This window comes from Robinsoniella sp. (genome assembly GCF_034124845.1).
Genome location: NZ_JAWYAJ010000485.1, coordinates 1 through 1,980, shown reverse-complemented (window position 1 = coordinate 1,980; position 1,980 = coordinate 1). Strand labels below are relative to the sequence as shown.

2 protein-coding genes are annotated in these 1,980 nt (G+C 45.3%); one reads left to right on the top strand and one right to left on the bottom strand.

Going from position 1 to position 1,980, the window contains the following annotated elements:
• A partial coding sequence (locus ACH2DQ_RS23690) for a DUF6783 domain-containing protein (protein WP_395028553.1) occupies positions 1-69 on the top strand: 69 nt, incomplete at its 5' end.
• A 196-nt stretch (positions 70-265) separates the two neighbouring features.
• Here ACH2DQ_RS23690 and ACH2DQ_RS23685 read toward each other — a convergent pair.
• Positions 266-1,753, bottom strand: a complete 1,488-nt coding sequence (locus ACH2DQ_RS23685; RefSeq protein WP_394911098.1) for a SpoIIE family protein phosphatase — start codon at positions 1,751-1,753, stop codon at positions 266-268.
• Positions 1,754-1,980: the final 227 nt, after the last annotated feature.

Below are 1,980 nucleotides of genomic sequence, written 5' to 3'. Positions count from 1 at the left end.
GACAAATCTCCCACAAACTGTAACGCACAGCTGTCAGAAAGCAATTTTAAAACACGCTCTTGTCCTTAATTAGTAATTTGAAAGCGCTTTTCTTTCAAACCTCTACCCCTTGCATACCGCAGACGAGTCTGCGGTACTGCTTCAATAGAAAGTATGGAACGCTTTTGTTCCAAACCTGGCTCTCCCATATTTCATGCCGGTATAGCATACTTCCGGCTATATAACTACTAATATAAAGAATACTTATGGAAAATGCAAGCATCAATTACTTTTTCCAGACTCCCCCCACCAGAACCGTCATGTCATCCATAGCCCTGCAATTCTGATAAATAAGTACTCTTTCCAGAAGCGCTTTGGCAAATTCCCTGGCATTTGTCGTCTGAATCTCCATAATCAGCTCCTTCATCACCTCTTCCGCATTTTTTGGCGGCAGCGCATCCAGCACGCCGTCTGATATCATAATTATAAAATCTCCTGAAGTTAACTTTTTGCTGGTACAGTCAAAATCCACTGTCTGAAGCATCCCCACGGGAAGGCTTGTACTTGTAACCGCCTCAACCCAGTTGTTCCGTTTAAAAAAAGTGGTGGATGCACCGATTTTCATCAGCTCACAGCTTCCGTTGTAAAGGTCGATGGCACACAGGTCAATGGTGGAGAACATCTGCATTCCTCCCTGCAGCACCAGTGCTGAGTTGATCATCCTCACCGCGGTTTCCTTATTGAATCCTGCATCCAGGAATTGTTCCAGCAGCTCAATCACTTTTTCACTCTCTTTACATGCTCCGATACCGGAGCCCATTCCGTCAGACAGACTCATGATCATCTGCCCGTTATCTCTGCTCAGGAAGCCGAAATTGTCCCCGGATATCATTTCCCCATCTCTGGTAACTCTTGCTACGCCATTTAAGACACTGAATTTGGTATCCGATACAAAAAGTACCGTACTGTACTCCCGGTTAATCATCATCCGGGAATCTTTAGCCGGTACCATAGGGCTTTTACAAATCTCACTGAGCACAATGCCGATTTCCTTCGTAGAGACACATCGTCCTTTCATAGACCGCATGGTCATAAATATCTGCTGCCTGTCCTGATCCTGGGGAAGCACCCACAGATCCTTGACTACCACAAACCGCAGCCTTAAGCGCATCTTCACCTTTTCTCTGAAGTCCTCGTCCACATTCTTCACGTCGTAGACATTATCAGAAATTTTGCGTACTATATCTGCAGTCTCATGAAGCTGCTCCGCAACCGCAGACCTGTTTTCCAAAAGGCGGTTGCTCCACAGCAGGTTTAACTTGGCCCTTGAAAATGCCTGTACCATTTCCTCCAGAAAAGTTCTGCCGTGAATGCAGTACTCAATGAATTCTACCTGCTTGTCCGCACTGATCTCTTCCCCTTCTTCCTCAATGGCGGAAAGAATGTCATAGACCCTGCGGTAGGTATTGTAATGTTCCTTCTCCCAGCAGTTGCTGCACATGGCACACTGGCTGCATATCCGGTCCTGTACTTCATGAAAAATTTCTTTCACATCACCCTGTGACAGACGTTCCTTCTGACAAGGCATACTGTGGAATGTATTTGCAAGATCCTGAAAAGAATCCGCTATTTTCCCAATCATTTCCTTACCCGGTCCATTTACAAACTCTGTCGCCGGTTCGCCTTTTTCTTTTTCTCTCACGAGCAGCTTTAACAAATCCCATAGTATCCACAAGACACTTACTACGAGAACAGCTATGATGAAATCCCCCATGTTCTTAACCTCCCTGAAATTCTGCTCTTAAGGTGGTATTATAGACCGGGGCCGGAAAAATATTTGTCAAAAACAAGGATCAAAAACATGGAATCTTTTGACAAAATGCGCGCTGTACACCGAACCGTATACACAAAAAAGGCACTATGGATCAACCATAATGCCTGATTTCAGTAGCGGAAGGGAGATTTGAACTCTCGACACCACGGGTATGAACCGTGTGCTCT

Coding starts and splice junctions, on each gene's coding strand:
- ACH2DQ_RS23685 (WP_394911098.1), bottom strand. CDS start 1,753: ATGGGGGATTTCATCATAGCTGTTCTCGTAGTAAGTGTCTTGTGGATA.